19 protein-coding genes are annotated in these 19,532 nt (G+C 42.0%); 12 read left to right on the top strand and 7 right to left on the bottom strand.

Annotation, left to right across the window (positions count from 1 at the left end):
* The first annotated feature begins 3 nt into the window (after positions 1–3).
* Positions 4–903, top strand: coding sequence for a TPM domain-containing protein (locus EV695_RS19950; protein ID WP_207907170.1), 900 nt, complete (start codon positions 4–6; stop codon positions 901–903).
* A gap of 2 nt (positions 904–905) precedes the next feature.
* A complete protein-coding gene (locus tag EV695_RS19945) occupies positions 906–1,403 on the top strand; it encodes a TPM domain-containing protein (protein ID WP_131907765.1) in 498 nt (165 codons plus the stop codon).
* 52 nt (positions 1,404–1,455) lie between these two features.
* Here the strand turns inward: EV695_RS19945 and xerC are convergent, their stop codons facing one another.
* The 3 genes from xerC to dapF all read right to left on the bottom strand — a co-directional run bounded on the left by xerC (position 1,456) and on the right by dapF (position 4,067).
* Positions 1,456–2,352, bottom strand: a complete 897-nt coding sequence (gene xerC / locus EV695_RS19940) for a tyrosine recombinase XerC (protein WP_279388072.1) — start codon at positions 2,350–2,352, stop codon at positions 1,456–1,458.
* 13 nt (positions 2,353–2,365) lie between these two features.
* On the bottom strand, positions 2,366–3,112 hold the full coding sequence (locus EV695_RS19935; protein ID WP_131907763.1) for a DUF484 family protein: 747 nt from the start codon (positions 3,110–3,112) through the stop codon (positions 2,366–2,368).
* A 97-nt stretch (positions 3,113–3,209) separates the two neighbouring features.
* A complete protein-coding gene (gene dapF, locus EV695_RS19930) occupies positions 3,210–4,067 on the bottom strand; it encodes a diaminopimelate epimerase (protein WP_131907762.1) in 858 nt (285 codons plus the stop codon).
* A gap of 155 nt (positions 4,068–4,222) precedes the next feature.
* Between dapF and EV695_RS19925 the strand changes: the two genes are divergently transcribed.
* The 5 genes from EV695_RS19925 to dacB all read left to right on the top strand — a co-directional run bounded on the left by EV695_RS19925 (position 4,223) and on the right by dacB (position 11,307).
* Positions 4,223–4,456 carry a sulfurtransferase TusA family protein gene (locus tag EV695_RS19925; RefSeq protein ID WP_131907761.1) on the top strand — a complete coding sequence of 78 codons (234 nt, stop codon included), beginning with the start codon at positions 4,223–4,225 and terminating at the stop codon, positions 4,454–4,456.
* A gap of 88 nt (positions 4,457–4,544) precedes the next feature.
* The gene (gene bioF, locus EV695_RS19920; protein WP_131907760.1) at positions 4,545–5,741 is read left to right on the top strand and encodes an 8-amino-7-oxononanoate synthase; all 1,197 of its coding nucleotides are present in this window, start codon (positions 4,545–4,547) and stop codon (positions 5,739–5,741) included.
* A 21-nt stretch (positions 5,742–5,762) separates the two neighbouring features.
* Positions 5,763–7,595, top strand: coding sequence for a mechanosensitive ion channel family protein (locus tag EV695_RS19915; protein WP_131907759.1), 1,833 nt, complete (start codon positions 5,763–5,765; stop codon positions 7,593–7,595).
* A gap of 71 nt (positions 7,596–7,666) precedes the next feature.
* On the top strand, positions 7,667–9,133 hold the full coding sequence (gene ubiD / locus EV695_RS19910) for a 4-hydroxy-3-polyprenylbenzoate decarboxylase (RefSeq protein ID WP_131907758.1): 1,467 nt from the start codon (positions 7,667–7,669) through the stop codon (positions 9,131–9,133).
* A gap of 176 nt (positions 9,134–9,309) precedes the next feature.
* Positions 9,310–11,307: a D-alanyl-D-alanine carboxypeptidase/D-alanyl-D-alanine endopeptidase gene (gene dacB / locus EV695_RS19905; RefSeq protein ID WP_131907757.1), complete on the top strand. Its 1,998-nt coding sequence runs from the start codon at positions 9,310–9,312 to the stop codon at positions 11,305–11,307.
* Positions 11,308–11,420: 113 nt separating this feature from the next.
* Here dacB and ppk2 read toward each other — a convergent pair whose 3' ends face one another.
* Positions 11,421–12,413: a polyphosphate kinase 2 gene (gene ppk2 / locus EV695_RS19900; RefSeq protein ID WP_131907756.1), complete on the bottom strand. Its 993-nt coding sequence runs from the start codon at positions 12,411–12,413 to the stop codon at positions 11,421–11,423.
* 86 nt (positions 12,414–12,499) lie between these two features.
* On the opposite strand from ppk2, the gene EV695_RS19895 reads away from it, so the two are divergent.
* Both EV695_RS19895 and EV695_RS19890 read left to right on the top strand, forming a co-directional pair.
* Entirely contained in the window at positions 12,500–13,402 is a 903-nt protein-coding gene (locus EV695_RS19895) for a DNA ligase (RefSeq protein ID WP_131907755.1), read from the top strand.
* A 64-nt stretch (positions 13,403–13,466) separates the two neighbouring features.
* Entirely contained in the window at positions 13,467–14,216 is a 750-nt protein-coding gene (locus EV695_RS19890; RefSeq protein ID WP_131907754.1) for a hypothetical protein, read from the top strand.
* Between the two features lie 86 nt (positions 14,217–14,302).
* Here EV695_RS19890 and EV695_RS19885 read toward each other — a convergent pair whose 3' ends face one another.
* A complete protein-coding gene (locus EV695_RS19885; protein ID WP_131907753.1) occupies positions 14,303–14,761 on the bottom strand; it encodes a hypothetical protein in 459 nt (152 codons plus the stop codon).
* Between the two features lie 236 nt (positions 14,762–14,997).
* Positions 14,998–15,684 (bottom strand): DUF533 domain-containing protein, encoded by a 687-nt coding sequence (locus EV695_RS19880; RefSeq protein WP_131907752.1) that lies wholly within the window; start codon positions 15,682–15,684, stop codon positions 14,998–15,000.
* Positions 15,685–15,993: 309 nt separating this feature from the next.
* On the opposite strand from EV695_RS19880, the gene EV695_RS19875 reads away from it, so the two are divergent.
* The 3 genes from EV695_RS19875 (at position 15,994) to bufA2 (ending at position 18,222) form a co-directional block, all read left to right on the top strand.
* Positions 15,994–16,719, top strand: coding sequence for a 2OG-Fe dioxygenase family protein (locus EV695_RS19875; RefSeq protein ID WP_131907751.1), 726 nt, complete (start codon positions 15,994–15,996; stop codon positions 16,717–16,719).
* A gap of 184 nt (positions 16,720–16,903) precedes the next feature.
* The gene (locus EV695_RS19870) at positions 16,904–17,707 is read left to right on the top strand and encodes a hypothetical protein (RefSeq protein ID WP_131907750.1); all 804 of its coding nucleotides are present in this window, start codon (positions 16,904–16,906) and stop codon (positions 17,705–17,707) included.
* Positions 17,708–17,955: 248 nt separating this feature from the next.
* Positions 17,956–18,222, top strand: a complete 267-nt coding sequence (bufA2, locus tag EV695_RS19865) for a BufA2 family periplasmic bufferin-type metallophore (protein WP_131907749.1) — start codon at positions 17,956–17,958, stop codon at positions 18,220–18,222.
* Between the two features lie 118 nt (positions 18,223–18,340).
* Here bufA2 and EV695_RS19860 read toward each other — a convergent pair whose 3' ends face one another.
* Positions 18,341–19,519 carry a hypothetical protein gene (locus tag EV695_RS19860; protein ID WP_131907748.1) on the bottom strand — a complete coding sequence of 393 codons (1,179 nt, stop codon included), beginning with the start codon at positions 19,517–19,519 and terminating at the stop codon, positions 18,341–18,343.
* Positions 19,520–19,532: the final 13 nt, after the last annotated feature.

The raw sequence follows: 19,532 nt of genomic DNA, 5'->3' as shown, positions 1-19,532 counted from the left end.
AGAATGTATACAAAGCACTCATTATCAGGGCTGTTCCTGAGTTTATTCATAGTGATTGGGACTATCAGTGGAATACTGGTCTCAAGTAGTGCGATGGCCGACTTGGTAAAAGTCCCTGAATTAAACAGTAGAGTGACAGACTTAACGGGGACATTATCTTCGGCTGAAATAGCCTCTCTCGAATCCACGCTTGAAAATCTTGAAAAAAACAAAGGTAGCCAGCTGGCTATCTTACTCGTAAACACGACTAGCCCAGAAGCCATTGAAGATTATTCCATGCGTGTTGTGGAGCAGTGGAAATTAGGTCGTAAAGATGTAGATGATGGCATATTACTTTTAATCGCAATGCAAGATCGAAAAATGCGGATTGAAGTAGGCTATGGGCTTGAAGGTGCAATACCCGATATTGCAGCAGGTCGTATTATCCGAGAATACATTTCGCCTGCCTTCCGCAGTGGAAACTATTATTCAGGCATCTCAGCCGGCACGAATAAAATAATTGGGCTTATCAATGGCGAAGTCTTGCCAGAACCATCCTCAAATCAAGGTGATAGTTTTGATGATACCAGCGCATTGTTGGCGATGATGATTATTGGGTCTTCTTTTGTAACCAACCTGCTAGTTCCTTTGTTGGGGCGTTTAGTGACTGTTTCTTTGATTACGGTTGGTGGCACCATAATAATATGGGTGTTATCGCAAAGCGCGGTGTTAACCATTATTGCCGCCTTCTTCCTGGCGGTTTTTACGCTTGGTTTTAGTGGTTCTCGAAGCAGTAGTTACCGCGATGGTGGTGGTTACGGCGGCGGTTTTGGCGGTGGTGGAGGAGGATTCAGCGGCGGAGGCGGCGGCTTTAGTGGCGGCGGTGGTGGATTCGGCGGAGGCGGCGCGTCCGGCGGGTGGTAATTATGAATTTTAAAAGAACAATTAAGCATCTGTTTTATCCCGGTTGGTGGTTGCGTCGTGATTTTCCGCCATCAGAAATGGCGAGAATCGAAGGGGCAATCAAACAATCGGAAAGCAAACATAGTGGCGAGATTCGTTTCGCCATTGAAAGCTCATTGCCGTTCAAAGCGCTCTGGCATGATGAGTCAATGAATGAACGCGCTATTGAGGTGTTCTCGCTCTTAAGAGTCTGGGATACCGAAGACAATAATGGCGTGCTGATCTATTTATTACTGGCTGATCATAAAGTTGAAATTACCGCTGATAGAAATATCAACAAGGTTGTTGGTGAACAAGAGTGGCAACGTATTTGTGGATTGATGCAGACAGAGTTTCGTGCTGGAAATTTTGGTAATGGCGTGGTGTTAGGAATTGATGAGATTGGGGCTTTGTTAGAAAAGCATTTCCCTATTTCTGCTGCTGATACGAATGAATTGTCGAATAAGCCGGTAGTTCTTTAGAAAGTTATTACGAAATAACGTTTTAGGCACCCCCCTACTTATGGGGACTTTTTTACTCGCTCTTTTTTTTCCGCGCTCTAGGGTGCGCCTTATCATACACTTTGGCTAAATGCTGAAAGTCTAAATGAGTGTAAATCTGCGTAGTGCCAATATCAGCATGCCCCAGTAATTCTTGGACCGCCCTCAAATCCCCTGATGATTCTAGAATATGACTGGCAAACGAATGTCTGAGTTTGTGTGGGTGCAGATGTTGTTCCAAACCTTGTTTCTTACGCCAGAAATTTAAACGCTGTTGGATCGAACGCTGACTGATTCGCTTGCCTCTATTGCTCACGAATAGTGCTTGCTCATCAATTTTGGCCAAGATATCTCGCTTACCTAACCACATTCGTATTGCGTCACTCGCTTTGCGCCCAATCGGAAGCACTCTGGTTTTATTGCCTTTACCCAAGGCTCTAAGAGAGTTTTCAGTGAGGTCGATACTGTCTAAATCAAGGTTCGTCAGTTCAGAGAGTCGCAAACCAGATGAATAAAAAAGCTCCATGATCGCTTTGTCACGAATCGCTAAGATGCTATCGGGTGGAATATCCAATAGCTGACTGAGCGAATCAACATCTAATGTATCTGGGAGTGTTCTGGCCGACTTTGGCGCACGAATGTCGACTGCAGGATTGTTTTTGAGTTGATGATTTCTAATCAGAAACTGATAGAAGCTACGCAATGACGATAGCTTCCGTTGTAATGTTTTTCCGCCGATTCCTTGTCGATGTAAACCGGCAACCCAGTTACGCACGTGCAAGCTGTCTGCTTTAACAATGTCATCGCAGTTATTTTTTTTCAGCCAAAGGCTGAATTGCTTGAGGTCTCTTTCGTAAGCGCCAAGCGTATGCGGCGAGTATTGTTTTTGGTATTTTAAGTGTTCAGCGAATTGTTTGGTGGCGTGCGACAAATCAGTAATCAGATTACTGATTTAGTTTCGGTAAATGGTAAGTGATGCTGGTAGAAATTAGCTCACCTAAATGACTGATAAATACAGTGCCCATTCCAGGGTGGAAACGGCTTTCATCTTCACTACCAAGCGCTAATATACCGATGTTTTCCGCGCCGAATAAAGGTACTAGCGCTGCAGAATTAACCTTGTCAGCCTGTTTTTCAAACAAGAAGGCTTGCTGCTCTTCTTTCATGTGACCACAAATAGGCTTTTTAGATTTGAAGAGGTTATCAAAGCTTTTCAGGTTTTCGTTGCTTGATGAGATAAAGTGCATGGTGTCATCACCACCAATGATTTTTAGTGTTACAAAATCGGCATTAAAATCTTCACGAAGAACATCCTGACAGGTACCAATAACATCGTCGATACCGTCGGCGCGCATTAATTCGAGTGTGAAACGTTGTAAGCGCGTAACAATCTGCTCATTACCACGAGCCGTTCTGATCAGACCATTCAGTTGCTCTTCAAGATCACGGCTTTTTTCACGTAGGATGGCAACTTGACGCTCAATAAGAGATGCTGTTCCCGCGCCATGAGGTACTTGAATCTGTGATAACACATCAGTGTGACGCTGGAAGAAATCAGGGTGTGAAGCTAAATACTTGGCAATAACGGACTCATCCATCATTGCATCGGCCATTATCGCGTCAGCGGATGAATTGTCTGTACTTTTTTCATCGTTGTCTTTCGCAGAATTAGATGTTTTGCCGGTACTCATTTGAATAAAGCTCCCTATGATTTCTTTATTAGGTTGTATGTAGATTCTGAATAAAATTCTGAATATGGTATATGGCGATTAACCGTGAGGCCAAAATTTACAGTGAAATCATTCCTTTGAACACTGTCGCTGTTGGTCCGCTCATCATAACTGGATTTGTATCTCCTGCCCAGCTAATTGATAAATTGCCACCGAGCAGATTTACATCAACCTTACTATCTAAAAGCCCCTGAACAATACCTGCAACCACTGCTGCACAAGCGCCTGTGCCACAAGCCTGGGTTTCACCAACGCCACGTTCATACACACGGAGTTTAATATTCTGTCGATCGATAACCTGCATAAAACCTACATTTACCGAGTTAGGGAAGTAACTGCTTTCCTGAATTGCTTTGCCTAATTTTTCAACATCAGCTGATTGAGTGTCATCAACAATAACAACAGCGTGCGGATTGCCCATTGATACAGCACCTATCTCAATATTCTGTTGATTGATTTGAATCGAATAGCTTTTTTGCTGGACGTTTTCTGCTTTATCTTCATTGCCTGCGTTAGCAATAAAAGGGATTTGCGCGGGCTCCAAAATAGGTGCGCCCATATCGACAGTCACGTTACCATTGTCTTCAACATTTAATATTAAGCGGCCATTTTTGGTTATGACTGCAATCTCTTTTTTATCGGTCAGGTTTTCATTACGAACAAAATGTGCAAAACAGCGTGCACCATTTCCACATTGTTCGACTTCACCACCATCGGAATTAAAAATACGATAACGAAAATCAGTGTCTTCAACATCAGACTTTTCAACTAACAGCAGTTGATCAAAACCAATGCCGAACTGACGATCCGACATGAAGCGAATTTGCTCTGGCGTTAAGTTTATCGTCTGGTCAATGCCATTGATAACAACAAAGTCATTTCCGAGACCATGCATTTTAGTAAAGATTATGTTCATTTAGCTATCTGTCTAATTGTGTTGAATAAAATTAATTGATCCCTATATTACATTTATGGTGTCTTGTTGGACATACAAAGTTGATGCAGAAATAGAAATTTAATGATAGAGTACGCGAGCATATCAGCTTTCACTAATATAGATAGGAGAATATCATGAGCGATTTCAACGAAGAATTAGATGCACGTGGACTTAACTGCCCTTTACCAATTTTACGTGCAAAAAAAGCGATTAATGGATTAGAGAATGGCGAAACCTTAAAAATCATTGCGACTGACCCTGGTTCGGTTAAAGATTTTGAAGCATTTTGTAAGCAGACTGGCAACGAATTAGTATCAACTGCTGAAGATGGGAGTGAATTCACTTTCTTCATCAAGAAAGCGAGCTAGTCAAAACTAATTTATATCCCGCTAGAAATGAGTTAGTAGAAAAGCACCTTCGGGTGCTTTTTTTTTATCTTACGTTTACACTAGCTCAATGAAAAATGATTCCAAACTGATACAGGCTTTTTTAAAACAAAAACAACAGCAGTCGTTGTACCGTAAGCCACGTATCAGTGAGTCTGCACAGCAGCCCTTGATGCAAATGGATGGTGGTAAATACTTGTCTTTTTGCAGTAATGATTATCTGGGTTTGGCCAATCATCCCGATTTAGTCAACGCCTTTAAACAAGCCGCAGATAAATATGGTGTAGGCAGTGGTTCCGCGCATTTAATCAGTGGTCATTCGATAGAGCATCAGAAATTAGAAGAAGCATTAGCTGAATTTACCGGTAGAGATCGGGTGCTACTTTTTTCAACCGGCTATATGGCAAATTTGGGAACGGTAAATGCACTATTAGAACGAGGTGATTATTTATTCGCAGATCGATTAAATCATGCCTCTCTGGTGGATGCTGGCCTGCTTTCAAAGGCTAAAATGAAACGCTATCCGCATGGGGATGTTGCTGCTCTTGAGAGGTTTTATAAAAACTTACCCAACTTACTCAATATAAACGACGACAAAGACAGTTTCGTCAATAGCATGATACTTACCGACGGTGTTTTCAGCATGGATGGCGACGAAGCACCATTGCGAGAACTGGTAAAAGTAGCTAAACAAAATCAGGCATGGCTGATGGTAGATGATGCGCATGGCTTTGGTGTCTTGGGTAAAACGGGTGCTGGTCAATTAGAACAAGACAGTCTGTCGCAAGAAGAAGTGCCCGTTCTGATGGCGACATTAGGAAAAGCAGCAGGAACCGCAGGTGCATTTGTCGCAGGTAGCGATGATTTGATAGAATATTTAATACAAACAGCACGTACCTTTATTTATACAACGGCGATGCCACCGAGTATTGCGGCTGCTACACGTGCCAGTTTAAAGGTGATTGCAGAAGAGAGCTGGCGTCGCGATAAACTCAAGGTTTTAATCAATCAATTTAAGCAAGGTGCAGCGCAACTAGGTATTGAGTTAATGCCATCTAACACTGCCATTCAACCTATTTTACTCGGTAGTACAGAACGCGCATCAAAACTGAGCAAAGCCTTATCTGATCAGGGTATACTCATATCAGCCATTAGGCCTCCCACAGTTCCGGAGGGCGAGGCAAGACTAAGGGTTACTTTTTCTGCAAATCACACCGAAGAACAGGTCGATCAACTTTTGAATACATTAGAAAAATCATTTAAATGACAATAACAGGAAAACTCGCGCATGATCGCAACTAGTTTATCTAGAACTAGCTCCGTAACTAGCAGGCAGGCTGGAAACGCAAGTCGTGTGGTTTCTAAGACACTCAGGTTTTTTGTTTGTTTGTTGATGATGTTTTTTGCATGCTTTTTTTCAGTCTCTGTATTCGCCGAAAGTCACACAAAAGCAGGTGAAAGTGTTGGAGAAGGTGCTGATGCAAGTGTTGATGAAAATATAGAGCTTAAAACAGAAGCGCAGTCTATTGAAGCTGGAAAAATCCTGCAAAAGCAAGATCTGACTAAACAAACCTTATCGACGATGCTGGATTTTGTCGAATTGCAGGAGCGTTTAAGAAATGATCTGAGTCTTTTGCAAAAGGACTTAAAAAGGTCCAGCTCTGAGTCTCAGACTGCAGAAATAAAGTTAGAAATAAAAACCATTGAAGAGAAACTAAAAGATACTCAAAGTAATATTGAAAATATAGCTGCGGATACCGATCTGGGCGTTTTGAATGCTACAGAGCAAAAACCATTCGACTTACAAAAAGAAATCTTGGCATTGCTCGAACCAGCCCTGAAGGAAATGAAGTACGCCACGAATGCGGTTAGAAAGAAATCTGAATTACGTGAAAAAATTGACTACTTCAACAAAAGGGAGCCCGTCGTTAAAGAAGCGTTAGCAAATATCGCGGAATTAAATAAAGAAAATAAAAACCCAAAAATTAAAAAAGTGTTAGAAGAAATGAATGACGACTGGTCTAAGCAGTTGGTGTTCATTCAAAGTGAGCTTAAGGCTAAACAACTGCAACTGGTAAAATTAGAATCCGAAGAAACTACGTTTTTAAATAAGTCTGAAAGCTTTTTTAAGAACTTTTTCCAAAGACGTGGCTGGGTACTGATTCAAGCACTGCTCTCTGTCATTGGGGTGCTAATACTTTCACGTCTGATTCATTCGGTACTGACCAAAACAGTGAAAGGGTACCGTGCGCAATATCGAAGTGTTCAGCTACGTGTAGTCGATTTGGCACATCGTATAGGTACTTTACTGTTCATTATTATTGGCCCGATGGTGGTGTTTTATTTAGCTGAAGATTGGGTCCTGTTTAGTTTGGGTGTTCTATTTCTCATCGCTTTTGCGTGGAAGTTAGGGCAAGCCATTCCGCGATACTGGTCTCAACTAGAGTTGTTTTTAAATGTCGGACCTGTACGAGAAGGTGAGCGATTATTATTGTATGAAATCCCCTGGCGAGTAAAAAACATTAATATGTATTCGGTGCTAGAAAACCCTGTCGCCGATCTTACTTTGCGTTTGGATATTAACGATCTGGTTGATTTGCGTTCGAGACAAATCGTACCCGGTGAGCCCTGGTTTCCGTGTAAAACGGGTGATTGGGTGATTTTGAAAGATGGTTTACGAGGAAAAGTTATCGGTATTTCGCTGGAGTTGGTGCAACTTGTACAACGCGGTGGTGCTGTATCTACCTACCAGATGGATAATTTTCTATCGTTATCGCCCTTAAATATGTCGAAGAGTTTTCGTGTTAAAGAAACCTTTGGTGTGTCTTACAAGCATCAAAAAGAAAGCACGACGGATATTGTTCAGAAACTCAAATTCATCATCAACAAGCGTGCAATCGATGAGGGTTACGAAGAGCATATTCAAAGTATCAATGTCGAATTCGAATCAGCCGCCGATTCTTCTTTAAATCTGGTTGTGATTGCTGACTTCAAAGGTGAAGTCGCGGATATATCTAATCGCTTACGCCGTTCTATACAGCGCTGGTGTGTTGATGCAGCTACCGAACACGGCTGGGAAATTCCATTCCCGCAACTTACTGTTCATAGAGAAGATAATTAATAGAGCTGCATTGTCTTATCCATAACTATTTGCAATTATTTACACCCCCCTACTTATAGGCACTTTTTTAAATGAAATATAAAGACCTGCGTGATTTTATTGAGCAACTTGAATCTCAAGGAGAATTAAAAAGAATCACCGCTGAGATTGATCCTAATCTGGAAATGACTGAAATTTGTGATCGTACATTGCGTGCGGGTGGGCCGGCGTTACTGTTTGAAAATCCTAAAGGCTTTGATGTACCAGTGTTAGGTAATCTGTTTGGTACGCCAGAGCGTGTGGCAATGGGGATGGGGGAAGATTCAGTATCGGCATTGCGTGACGTGGGTAAATTATTAGCGAGCCTGAAAGAGCCGTCTCCACCAAAGGGGATCAAAGACGCACTAAGCTCGATTCCCAAATACAAAAAAGTATTGGATATGGCGCCGAAAAAGGTGAAGAAAGCGGCCTGCCAAGCGCATGTAATTGAAGGCGATGATGTCGATTTATCCAAACTGCCGATCCAAACCTGTTGGCCGGGAGATGTAGCTCCGCTTATCACCTGGGGTTTAGTCATCACCAAAGGCCCTAATAAATCTCGTCAGAATTTAGGTATTTATCGACAACAGGTAATTGGTAAAAATCGGGTAATCATGCGTTGGTTATCGCATCGTGGTGGTGCTCTTGATTTTAGAGACTGGTTAGAAAGTCACCCGGGAGAACCTTTCCCGATTACTGTTGCACTAGGCGCTGATCCCGCAACTATTTTAGGTGCGGTGACACCGGTTCCAGATACCTTATCTGAATATGCATTTGCAGGTTTGTTACGAGGCTCTCGAACCGAAGTGACTAAATGTATAGGTAATGATTTACAAGTGCCAGCCTCGGCAGAATACGTGCTAGAAGGCTTTTTATATCCTGATGATATGGCGGACGAAGGTCCCTATGGCGATCACACTGGTTATTACAATGAAGTCGAACGTTTTCCTGTGTTCACCATAGAACGAATCACGCATCGCGAAGACCCTATTTATCACAGTACCTATACGGGTAGACCACCTGATGAGCCAGCTATGTTGGGCGTTGCGCTCAATGAAGTGTTTGTGCCTATCTTACAAAAGCAATTTCCCGAAATTGTTGATTTCTATTTACCGCCAGAAGGCTGTTCTTACCGCATGGCTGTGGTGAGCATGAAGAAACAGTACCCGGGCCATGCCAAGCGTGTGATGATGGGTGTCTGGTCATTCTTAAGACAGTTTATGTACACCAAGTTTGTGATCGTGGTAGATGATGATATCAACACACGTAGCTGGGATGATGTTATCTGGGCGATGACTACCCGCATGGATCCTGTGCGTGATACCACCATGATTGAAAACACACCGATTGATTATCTTGATTTTGCCTCACCGATATCTGGTTTAGGGTCAAAAATGGGCTTTGATGCGACCAATAAATGGCCGGGTGAAACCAGCCGTGAATGGGGTGAGCCTATTGTGATGGATCAGGCGGTAAAGGACAAAGTAGATCAGATTTGGGACGATTTAGGGATAGACTAATCACAAGATAAACTTTCTCCTTAAGCTTCCCTTAAGGCTTAATATGTAATACTCTTCGTAAGGCTTGGAATTCATTAATAATAATTAATTGAAAGCATTTGAAGAATCAAGCCATTTCAAGATAAAAATAATAAATCGAATAAATTTCGTCGGGAAAATAATATTAGGGTGTGAATATGAAATTTGAGAAACTCTTTCTCATTTTGCTTGGGTCTGTTTTTACTATTGTTTTGTCTACGTCTGTGCGTGCAGCAGAAAAGCTAAGTTCGATGGAGGCAGTTTGGAATTCAGTCGGTGTAACGCCAAATGCCGCACAGGTTAACAACAAACCCGTTGCAAAACAACCAGTTGCTAAAACCGCAGCTCAAAAAAAAGCGGATGAAAAATTAGCACGTCAACGTGCGATCTGGCGCGCAAAGTGGGAAGCTCAACAACTCGCTAAAAAGCAAAAAAATGCAGCCGTTGCCAGGGCGCCAGTTGCAAAGCCACAGGTCCAACGTGCTGTAAATGCTACAGCTCAACCTGCCTGGAAAAAACCACCAGTACCACAAGCTAAAGCTCCAGTTAGGCAAATAGCACAGCAACCAAGACAGCAGAATAAACAACAAGCGCCAAAGCCATTAACCCGAGAGCAATACATTTGGCGCTGGAAACAACAGCAGCTAAAAGAAAAACAACTGGCTGGTAATACTCAAGCTCCTGCTAAAAACGCTATTCCAACGTTTACTAATGCGGATATTAAAAGAGCGCCAAACAGAAGCACATTATTAACATCTAATCGCAAAGCGTTCCGTCAAAACAAGCAACCTGCGGCGATACGGTCATTACCGTACACGGTCAAAACGAAATTACAGGCCGCGAAATTAAGCACAAATGGAATGAGTGCCTATGTGCAGGATGTTAATTCTCCAAAGCCATTACTTGGACACCAGGAGACAACTTCACGAGTACCAGCATCAGTAATGAAACTGATTACTTCTTATGCTGCACTAGGAACACTAGGCCCTAAATATCGTTGGCCTTTAGATGTTTACACCAAAGGTCAGATCCGCGGTGGAACATTGCAGGGAGATCTCATTATCAAGGGCTATGGCTCTCCAGAGTTCAAACAAGTAGAATTGCGCAAAGTATTACAGGGTATTCGTAACAAAGGCATCAGAAATGTTTCTGGTCGTGTGGTCTTCGATAATACTTACTTCAATGTACCGAATCAGGGATCGTTTGATGGCAAATCGCAATCTGCCTATAACGCACAACCCGATGCATTGTTATACAACGAACGCCTAAGCAGTTTTCAAGTTCGATCAACGGGTAAACGCGTACATGTGAGTACGTCTACACCAACGCATAATTTGAAGATTGTGAATCGCATGCGTACCACTAAAAGAGGGTGTAGACCTCACATCAAAGTGTCTAAACACGGTGTACAAACCGTTGTAACTTTTAGCGGTCGATTCTCTAGACGTTGTGGTACTAGAAGCTACCATCGAGTAATTAGTCGTCCTGCAGAAATGATCTACGGTGCGATGCAAGCGATGTGGAAGCGTGATGTTGGTGGTAAATTAAATACTCGCTTTGCTATGGGTAAAGCGCCAGCAAACGCTAGACCTTTGCTTAGAACCTACTCTCGTACTTTGGCTGAAATTTTACCTACGATTGATAAAGACAGTAATAACGTAATGGCACGTCAAGTGATGCTAACGATAGGCGCAAAAGCTACAGGGCAGGGCACACAGCGTAATGGTGCAAATGCCATTGGTACGTGGCTGGCTTCTCGCGGATTAAACTTTCCGGAATTACGCATTGAAAATGGTTCTGGTTTAAGTCGCACAGCTCGCATAAGCGCGAAGCATGTGGGGGATTTACTGGTTGATGCATACCGTAGTCCGTATCGAAATATCTTAATGCAGTCGCTAGCCGTAGCGGGTGTTGATGGCACTATGAAAAGACGCCTGAAAGGGACCGGAGTGAGAGGTCGTGGCTTCTTCAAAACCGGCACATTGCGTGATGTACGAAGCATCGCAGGCTATGTCAAAGCAGCAGATGGTAAAACCTATGTGATGGCTATTCTGCATAATGATCCTCGTGCTAAACGAAGAGCTTTAGCGGCGCATGACAAATTAATCGAATGGGTATACTCAGGTGGACGTAGTAATCAGGTGGCAATGCGCTAAGCTACTGTAACGATAATATCTTAAAATATACAAAAAAGGCCTCAAAGTGGGGAGGTGGCTAAATCAATATAGTCACCCCCCACCTTTGAGGCCTTTTTTTATGTCGCATGTTTTTATGCTTTAAATTTACCTTTCTTCAATCTGTCAGCTTCCATTGTCTCAATCTCACGTGCGCCTGAAACAACAATATCCGGATCGGGGATATAATCTAAATCTGGATTAGAACGCTTATAAGGCACGCTGTTTAAAATCACTTTTAAAGTATTTAAGCGGGCTGCATTTTTGTCATTTGAACGCACGATAACCCAGGGAGCAGCCGATGTATGAGAGCGTTTCAGCATTTCATATTTTGCATTGGTAAACTCATCCCAATGTTCCTGCGCCTGAATATCAACTTCTGAAAGTTTCCATTGTCTGAGTGGGTCTGTTTTTCTGCGTTCAAAGCGTTTCGCCTGTTCGTCTTTGGTGACACTGAAATACAGCTTTACCAATATCGTGCCTTGACGGACTAAATCTTTTTCAAAGCCTACGACGCCTTTCATAAAGGTTTTGTGTTCCTCTGGCGTACAAAAGCCTAGTACAGGTTCTACCATTGAACGGTTGTACCAGCTGCGATCAAACAGTACAAGTTCACCACCATGCGGGAATTGTTCGACATAACGATGGAAGTACCATTGCGAACGTTGTTCTTTGGTGGGTTTGCCCAAGGCTACCAGACGATAATGCTTTTCGTTCATGTAACGTGTAACACGTCGGATAGTTCCGCCCTTTCCGGAGGCATCGCGACCTTCAAAAAGAATGATCATGCGTTTGTTGGTGTCTTCAAGGTACTTCTGCAAAGCAATTAACTCGGCCTGAAATGGCTTGAGTGTTTTTTCTATTTTGTATTTCTTTTCAGCTTTGCTGTGATCTTTTGTGAGCTCTTCAATCTGTTGCTGAAGGTCGATAATTTGCTGTTCCAGCTCGTTAGTTGTATCGAGACTATCAATGTCTGCACCTTCCGCGTTTCTATTCTCAATGGTGTTATCGTCGTGGTCATTGGCTTTCATGGAATCTCCCTTGAGGTCGACTATTTTTTCATTGTTAGAATCATTGTTTGTAGACATTATATTCTCCCTATACTCATGCTTTTTAAGGCTTAATGTTTCATTATAGAAGTACCCTAAAAAATAATCATAACGAATATCAAATTATGCTCCAAATTAAGTTTTTATTACTTGTAATCACCCTTTTGATGGGTGTTTCAGCTAATCCTGTATACGCTAAAAGCTCATCTAAGCCCGAATTGATGCTGGCAAACGTATATCACGAAGGGATTAACCTAGATCAGTATTGGGTTAGCGAAAAATATGACGGTGTGCGCGCCTTATGGGATGGTGAAAAGTTTATGTCTCGTGGAGGCAATATTTATCACGCGCCAGAATGGTTTGTTCGTGATTTCCCCAAGCAGGTTCTGGATGGCGAGCTCTGGATAGGCAGGCAACAATTTGAGCTGTTAGTGGGAACGGTCAGAGATCATCAGCCAGATGATGAAGCGTGGGAAAAAGTAACGTTCATGGTTTTTGATATGCCTAAACTATCGACAGACTTTGATTCTCGGCTTATAGAATTAAACTCGGTAATAAAACGCGCCGAGATTAAATGGCTAAAAGTCGTTAAACAATGGAAGGTGGCTAGTCATCAGCAACTTATGCAGGAATTGGCGGTGATTACAGAAGCAGGTGCAGAAGGGTTAATGCTTCACCGAGGATCATCGTTATATAAAGGTAAACGCAGCGGCGACTTATTAAAAGTAAAGCCTTATGAAGATGCTGAAGCGCTGGTGATCGGGCACATTCCGGGAAAAGGGAAATACACTGACAAGATGGGAGCATTGTTGGTAGAAACGTTTGCTACATCGGATTCAAAAAATAATGATGAGAAAGTACGTTTTAAACTGGGTACTGGTTTTACCGATGAAGAGAGAAGTAATCCGCCGAAAATAGGGGACATCGTTACGTTTCAATATAGAGGGAAAACTAAAAACAAGGTTCCACGATTCGCATCCTTTCTAAGAATTAGAGAAGTAGGAAAGAATAAAGAGTTTACAGATTAAGTATATTAGTATAAAGTAATATACTTATTTTATTAATCCCCTTAAAATTCCAGGAAGGTATTCAATGAAAACTCAACTACTTTTAGCTACTGCTTTGATGGCTTTCTCAGCAACGACAACGGTTTCTGCAAATTGGTTTGATGGTTTTAATAATGGTAACGGTAGCACAAATTCGAATGCTCAGGCGACAGGCAATACTAAAGCTGACGGCAAGTTAGAAGGTAATAGTGCGGCTAATGGAAATGGTTGGGGAACGGGTAAAGGCAATGCTGATGCAGAAATAGACTTTGCCATTAATTTTAAGGCCAAAGGCAATACAGATCTCAGCACTCAGGGAAATATACAAGGAGAAGGAAAAGCCAAGGGTAATGCGGATGGTCAACGACAGTTAAATGGAAATGCTGCCGCAAATACTTATTCAACTAGCAATGCAAATACGGCTTCTAACACGGGTGCTTATACAATGCCGTGGAACAATAATAATGGTAACGGATTTACCATGCCTTGGAATAACAACAATAATGGTTTCACGCAACCGTGGAATACTAGTAATGGATACAACGGCAATAATTTTACAATGCCGTGGAATAACAATAATGGCAATGGTTTTACAATGCCATGGGGTAATAACAACGGTAATGGATTCAATATGCCGTGGAACAATAATAATGGTAACGGATTTACTATGCCGTGGAATAACAACAGCAATAATGGTTTCACAATGCCATGGAATAATAACAATGCTAATTATTACTACGCACCACAAGCACAAGGATATAAGTTTTACCCAATACCAGCTGTTTCTGCAAACTAAACAAGCTCAATTTTAAGAGGAGCATCCAAAAAAATAGCCGCTAATGCGGCTATTTTTTTAATTATTCGAAGGCTAGAAGGGTAAGGCTATTCTGAGCTATTTGGTGAAGCGTTCTTTTGTTGTTCCGCAGGTTTTTGTGCGGCGTTCAAAGGCACCGCATCTTCGGGTATGTCTTCTTCGTGTGTTATTTTGAAAAAACGCTTTATTCGGTAAGAGAGTTTTTTCTCTTTTTCCATTTGTAAGACTTTTTCGTAGGCAATTTCGTTAACAGTTTTATCTAGTTCACGGTTATAAACTTTATTAAAGTGATCAAATTCGATATCGACTATTTTCTTATGTCGGTCACTGAATAGACTTTCTATCAGTGGGAGTTCACGTTTGCTTTCTGAAGAAATTCCTTGCGCCTGTCCATTCTCATCAAGAAAGGTCATACCGCAAACTCTTCGACAATCGCCATTTTCATCGACTAAATGAAAAGTCATCTTGCCTGTAGAATCAGAGCACACCTCTTCTTCTATCTTTTCGATCATAAATGTTTTTAACATATCTCTACTCTAAAATTGCGCTACGAATTTTTATTATTAGGCTTGTATTGTTGATTGTAAGTACTTGAGAATGAAATACAAATTTTACTGACGAATGGCGAATCTGATGGGTGAGAGTTAAAAATATCGAAATTTTTATCTAAGTATCAGTTATGAGTAGACAAAAAAATGCTCTGAGAAGTGCGATGACTTACTCAGAGCATAGTCTGTATCTATTTCAAGACACTCAATACAGATTAAGAATAAAGCGCTGGAGCACCTAATTTTTCATGTATTTGATTGCACGTCTGATTAGAGATATTCAAACCTTTTGCCAATTCATCGAGGAATTTCGCTTCGTGGTTTGAGTCCAGGTCAATTGCCAATAAAGCCATGAAATATACTTGCTCTTCCATTCCGCGAGGAACACTCTGGATTAAACCTTGTGTATCTAATGGCGATTCTAGTTCTTGACGAACGAATGCGATTTCTTCAGGTGTTGCGTCGCCGAGGTGCTCGGTGATTTTACGCTTTTCTTCATCATCTAATACGCCATCAGATTTAGCCGCGCTAATCATCGCACGTAACATCACTTCTGCCTGATTATCCTGTTCGCTTGTTGCTTCAGGGTCATTACCATTTAACGCGTTATTCAATAAATCTCCGAGACCACCGCCAGATTGTGAGTTATTGCTTCCGCCTAGAGAATCAAGAATGCCACCTAAACCTCCGCCACTGCCAGAATTTCCTGCAAGACCACCTAGTAAGCCACCAAGGCCGCCGCCGGTATTACCAGAATTAGAGTTGTTACCACCAGTAAGACTGCCAAGTAAACCACCTAAGCCACCACCGCTACTGCCGCTGCTTCCGCCCATCATTTTGCCAACGCCTTTAGCAACGATAACACCCATTGCCACTTTACCTAATGTACCCATTAAACTCATTTGATCATCTCCTTTATAATTATGAATAGTTGTTGTAAACACTACTTTCATTTAGATAGTAGCAGTGAGACTCAAAATGGATTGATATTATTTATTTTTTATTAGATTCAATAAAAAAAGGCCCCAAAGGTGGGGGGTGCCCATTGGATATTATGAGAAATAACATTCTGGATTAAAGGTATAAAAAGAGAATTAACGAGAATTCTCGTTAAAATATAGGTCAGATGGTGTAACAAATAGTCACAACTGTACCTATACTGTATCTGTTTACAGCGTTAAGATTCCTTATTGCTTAACAAGAATCATTCAATGAAACCCATAGACATTCAAAAAGATTTAAAGTCAGAAGGCTTTTGCTTGCTACAAGGCTTGAATATTACCAATTCTCAATGGAGTGATTGGCTAAAAAAACATGATAGCGATCTCACTACCTTCCAACAAAGCTGGAATGACTTGCCAGAAGATAACTTTTTAAGTGATGGTGGACATTACCGTTTTCGACGTTATTCGGTGTTTAACTGGTATGCCAGTGGCCAGTTAGAATTATTGCCCCACGAGCCGCATTACCAAAGTACCTATCGTAATAATATGAATGGTGGAATCTATCGTGAATTTGAACCGTTCAAGGAGGCTACGGTAAAAAGCCCTGTCTTAGAAAAGCTGATTCGATTAGTCACCAAAGAAATTAGTTTTAATAACGAAAAGCAATGGCGTGTTCAGGCTCACCAGTTCCGTATCGTCGCGAGTGCCGAAGAACCTGGTAACCCCACTCCTGAAGGGATTCATCGTGATGGTGCTGATTTTATTCTGATCATGGTGCTCGAACGTCAGAACATAACGGGTGGGGTAAATCACATCTATGATGATGATAAACGTCTGGTATTTGGCAGCGTACTCACCGAAAAAGGTGATGCGGTATTGATCGATGACAGAATGGTCTGGCACGGCGTGAGTGAAGTTTATCCCATCGATGAAACCAAACCCGCATATCGCGATGTATTGGTGCTGACTTTTCACAATCAAGTGAACGGTTGATACTTCTTATTCTGTTGCAAAACATTGATAAAAATCCAGGTACGTTTAAGTTTGTAAGAAAAAAATAAAAGAATACGGTAGACTAAAAATGTACATCGTCATAGTCAGAGCTTGGGAGTGACTATAATTTTTTTATACACTTTAACGGCATGTCATAAAAATATGCCCACAGGAGATTTCAACAATGTTCGGACTTTTTGACAAATTAAAAGAGATGTTTTCAGGCGCTGCAGAGAAGACCATAGATGCAGCTTCCGAAGCTGCAAATTCTGCCATAGATAACGCCGCAGAGGCAGCAAGTAGTGTTACTGACATCGCGAAAGACGCTGTTTCTAATGCAGTAGATACCGCTACTGAAGCCGCGTCCAATGCAACAGATATCGCTAGTGATGCTGCAAGTTCAGCTACAGATGCGGTAAGCAATGTAACCTCTGCCGCAACAGATGCTATGACAAACGTTACTGATAGTGTTGGTGATATGGCAAGTTCAGCGGTAGACGCCGCTACGGATGCAGTAACCGGTGCCGCAAGTGGTGCAGTTGATGCCGCGACTAATGCCGCGTCAGGTGCAATAGATGCAGCGGGAGACATGGCTAGCAGTGTAACGGACATGGCAACAGATGCGGTTAGTAACGCTACGGATTCAGTCACTGATGCTGTAAGTAACGTAACAGGTGCTGCGGAAGATGTTGTATCAAGTGTGACAGATACAGTCGCAGAATCTGTTAATTCTGCGACAAGTGCAGCAGGCGATATGGCATCCGCAGTAACCGATTCGGTCACAGATGCTGGTAAAGCAGCATTAGATTCAGCAGTAGATGCTGCAAGCTCGGTTTCAGAAACAGCTGGTGGCATAGCGGAAAATGTTGCTGAAGCGGGTAAGTCGGCAATGGACTCTGCTACCGATATGGCAAAAGATGCCGTTGATGGGTTAGCTGACACTGATCTGACAGATGCTGATCTGGCAGAGGCTGAGAAAGACGCTTAATCTTTCAGTAAGCTATTGAAATTCTCTGGTTGCAATGAATTTTGCTAGAAAAGAGTGATATTTTTCACTCTTTTTTGAATTTTTTTGTCGTTTATGAATCTATATGATGAGATCTGGCGTATACAGGGGTAGTTAGATGATCTACTTATCATTGCAAAACTTGATAAGGTAGCTTGGATTACCCCGAATAATCTTTTGTTAGACTCAAATAACTTAAATCAATAATTTATCACTAGAGGATCAATCAAATGTCACAAGTAAAGAAACTATCTGGCGTAGCATTAGCATCAGCCGCAGCAGCACTTATTTTAGGTGGTATGAGTACAGCATCAGCTGAGTCTCATGGCAAAACTGCAGAAGTTAAATGTTCTGGTATTAATTCATGTAAAGGAACTAGCGCGTGCGCGACAGCTACTTCTGCTTGTGCAGGCCAAAATAGCTGTAAAGGTCAAGGTTGGGTTAAAGCAACTGCTGAAGAATGCAGCACCAAAGGCGGTAAAGTTGTTGAAGGTTAATTAGCAATAATTAACTAAAAAAAAGCCCCGATAGGCAATACGCTTATCGGGGCTTTTTATTGTCTGAAATTAACTAAGTGTTAATCTCGATTCTCTAGGCTATTGATAATTCATTAGCTTATTGACAAACAGAATCAATATTTTGAACAAGGTACTTCATTGCTCTTTCTTGTTCAGAGCCCTGACTCGCGCCTTCTATATGGTATGAAGAGTAGAACACACAACCTGAGCTGTTATTTTCTCTCCAGCCGACGGTGATAGGATGAATGCCCGAATAAGTGCTACTCAGAGAAGTGATATCACCTTCAACAAACGTTGTAACATCTGGCTCAACAGTATCAATCGCTGACCATACTGAAAGATCAAATTCGATCTCCATGCTGCTTCCGACTACTGATTGTAATCCTGGTGTTGTTACATCCGCTTCTATGGTACCTGTTGACGTTGAATTCCCTGCGAAGTTTATTTTTCCCGGGAAAGCACTTGATAACCAACTGCTCGAAAGGTCAGAGAAATACACATGTCCGCCATCATCGACAAAGTCTTGAACAACCGAGTTTACTCCAGAAACATTGCCGTAATCAGCTGAGCAGTTAATAAAGAGCGAGTCATAATTAAATAAATCATTGGACGAAAAGAAAGCGGATGCTTCTTCTGCAGAATTAATTTCATCATCGAGTACAAGCAGCCCTTTGTTTTCACAATCTGCGCTACCTCTAGCACTTTCAGGTGATCCAGTTGCGTAGTTAAATGGGTTTCCTGAGCCATCCGATAAGGTACAGTCTTTTAATTGTGATAACAAAACCTGTACGCCATCAAAAGCGCCTGGTACGACAACCCATTTATTACTGTTGTCACTTTCTAGTGGCTGGCTACCCGCTTCTGTAACTGAGCCTGGTGAAACCGTTGTGTCTACGGTTGCGTCAACAAAACCAGGAAGACTAATGAGCAGGCTAACAGCTCCACTAACACCTTCAGGGAGTAAACAAACATAGTCTCCTGCAACATCGGTCAAACAAACATCAGGGTCTTCTACGCCTCTGGCAGATGCACCGCTAGGTTTAGCACCGTCATCAAGTAAGGTGACTTCTGCATTTATTAATGGGGTGACACCATCACTGGCTAAGGCTGTTCCACACACCACCGCTTGTGTTGAATTGATTGTGTCGCATTCAGAAAGACCTGATACGTCCCTTGATTCAGGTTCGTCGTTGCTGCTGCTGGAGCCTCCTCCTCCGCAAGCAGATAAACCGAGAGTTATTAAGCTAATTCCAAACAGTTGATTGATGCGTTTCATTTAAACTCCTTTT

This window comes from Cocleimonas flava (genome assembly GCF_004339015.1).
In the GTDB taxonomy this organism is placed as follows: Bacteria; Pseudomonadota; Gammaproteobacteria; order Thiotrichales; family Thiotrichaceae; genus Cocleimonas; species Cocleimonas flava.
This window is presented reverse-complemented; position numbering and strand designations above follow the sequence as displayed.

Excerpts from the sequence above, each read along its gene's own strand:
- EV695_RS19950 (WP_207907170.1), top strand. The coding sequence starts at position 4 with ATGTATACAAAGCACTCATTATCAGGGCTGTTCCTGAGTTTATTCATA.
- EV695_RS19945 (WP_131907765.1), top strand. The coding sequence starts at position 906 with ATGAATTTTAAAAGAACAATTAAGCATCTGTTTTATCCCGGTTGGTGG.
- EV695_RS19935 (WP_131907763.1), bottom strand. The coding sequence starts at position 3,112 with ATGAGTACCGGCAAAACATCTAATTCTGCGAAAGACAACGATGAAAAA.
- dapF (WP_131907762.1), bottom strand. The coding sequence starts at position 4,067 with ATGAACATAATCTTTACTAAAATGCATGGTCTCGGAAATGACTTTGTT.
- EV695_RS19925 (WP_131907761.1), top strand. The coding sequence starts at position 4,223 with ATGAGCGATTTCAACGAAGAATTAGATGCACGTGGACTTAACTGCCCT.
- bioF (WP_131907760.1), top strand. The coding sequence starts at position 4,545 with ATGAAAAATGATTCCAAACTGATACAGGCTTTTTTAAAACAAAAACAA.
- EV695_RS19915 (WP_131907759.1), top strand. The coding sequence starts at position 5,763 with ATGATCGCAACTAGTTTATCTAGAACTAGCTCCGTAACTAGCAGGCAG.
- ubiD (WP_131907758.1), top strand. The coding sequence starts at position 7,667 with ATGAAATATAAAGACCTGCGTGATTTTATTGAGCAACTTGAATCTCAA.
- dacB (WP_131907757.1), top strand. The coding sequence starts at position 9,310 with ATGAAATTTGAGAAACTCTTTCTCATTTTGCTTGGGTCTGTTTTTACT.
- ppk2 (WP_131907756.1), bottom strand. The coding sequence starts at position 12,413 with ATGTCTACAAACAATGATTCTAACAATGAAAAAATAGTCGACCTCAAG.
- EV695_RS19895 (WP_131907755.1), top strand. The coding sequence starts at position 12,500 with ATGCTCCAAATTAAGTTTTTATTACTTGTAATCACCCTTTTGATGGGT.
- EV695_RS19890 (WP_131907754.1), top strand. The coding sequence starts at position 13,467 with ATGAAAACTCAACTACTTTTAGCTACTGCTTTGATGGCTTTCTCAGCA.
- EV695_RS19885 (WP_131907753.1), bottom strand. The coding sequence starts at position 14,761 with ATGTTAAAAACATTTATGATCGAAAAGATAGAAGAAGAGGTGTGCTCT.
- EV695_RS19880 (WP_131907752.1), bottom strand. The coding sequence starts at position 15,684 with ATGAGTTTAATGGGTACATTAGGTAAAGTGGCAATGGGTGTTATCGTT.
- EV695_RS19875 (WP_131907751.1), top strand. The coding sequence starts at position 15,994 with ATGAAACCCATAGACATTCAAAAAGATTTAAAGTCAGAAGGCTTTTGC.
- EV695_RS19870 (WP_131907750.1), top strand. The coding sequence starts at position 16,904 with ATGTTCGGACTTTTTGACAAATTAAAAGAGATGTTTTCAGGCGCTGCA.
- bufA2 (WP_131907749.1), top strand. The coding sequence starts at position 17,956 with ATGTCACAAGTAAAGAAACTATCTGGCGTAGCATTAGCATCAGCCGCA.
- EV695_RS19860 (WP_131907748.1), bottom strand. The coding sequence starts at position 19,519 with ATGAAACGCATCAATCAACTGTTTGGAATTAGCTTAATAACTCTCGGT.